Consider the following 1,264-nt stretch of genomic DNA (forward strand, 5'->3'; position numbering starts at 1 on the left):
AACAATGAACGCCTGGAGTATTTAGGGGATGCCATACTTAGCTTTGTTATTGCTGAATATCTGTTTCAACACTTCTCGTCTGCAAAAGAAGGTCAGCTAAGCCGTTTGCGCTCTTTGTTGGTAAAAGGGGTAACGCTGGCAGAGATTGGTAAAGAATTTAAGCTAGGCGACTATTTGAACTTAGGGGGCGGTGAGCTGAAGAGTGGTGGCTTTAGGCGGGAGTCGATTATTGCTGATGCTCTGGAAGCCGTCATTGGTGCTATCTATTTAGACAGCGATCATTCAACTTGCCGAGAAGTTGTTTTATCGTGGTATGAGCCGCGTTTCGCTAACTTGTCTTTAGATAATACCGAAAAAGACCCTAAAACCCGCCTACAAGAATATCTGCAATCTATAAAGAAAGACCTCCCGAAATATGAAGTTATTAAGGTCACAGGTGAAGCTCATGATCAGACTTTCTTTGTCGAGTGTGAGGTTGCATCAATGAGTATCAGAACAAATAGTGAAGGCCCTAGTCGACGAATAGCTGAGCAAAAATCAGCAAAGCAAGCGCTGGCTATTCTGGAAGAAAAGTCATAACCCTGGAGTATTATCATGACTGAATTCGACTTGGAAAGTTTTAATAACCCGAATACCCGTTGTGGCTATGTCGCCATTGTTGGGCGCCCTAATGTCGGCAAATCAACGTTGCTAAATCGTATATTGGGTCAAAAGATTAGTATTACCTCAAAGAAGCCTCAGACCACGCGTCACCAGATTTTAGGGATCAAAACCGAAGGCGAAGCGCAAGTCGTTTATGTTGATACACCTGGTTTGCACCTGAAAGAACATAAAGCGATTAATCGATATATGAATAAAGCGGCGTCAGATTCGCTTAAGCATGTTGATGTTATTGTCTTTTTGGTTGATCGAACCAAGTGGACAGAGGAAGATAGCTTCGTGCTTGAAAAAATCCAAGCTGCAAAAGCGCCTGTAATTCTCGTGTTAAATAAAGTTGATCAGGCAAAAGAAAAAGGTGCTTTGTTACCGCACATTCAAGTTTTGGCTGAGAAGCATTCGTTCAACGAAATTATTCCAGTTTCTGCCAAGCATGGACATAATGTTGATTCTCTTGAAAAACTAATTGATAGCTTCCTTCCAAACAGTATTCATTACTATCCTGAAGATCAAGTGACTGACAGAAGTCAGCGCTTTCTGGCTGCTGAGCTTGTGCGTGAGAAGATCATGCGACAGCTGGGGGAAGAGCTACCTTATGCGGTGACTG

General features: G+C 42.7%; 2 protein-coding genes. Both read left to right on the forward strand.

From position 1 onward, the window contains the following. Positions 1-579, forward strand: a 579-nt coding sequence (gene rnc, locus A3763_RS21375; protein ID WP_068760483.1) for a ribonuclease III, incomplete at its 5' end; no start/stop codon positions are given. Positions 580-594: 15 nt separating this feature from the next. Beyond that, positions 595-1,264: GTPase Era (gene era, locus A3763_RS21380; RefSeq protein WP_068760485.1), on the forward strand; the 670-nt coding region annotated here is incomplete at its 3' end.

This window comes from Oleiphilus sp. HI0128, from assembly GCF_001635365.1.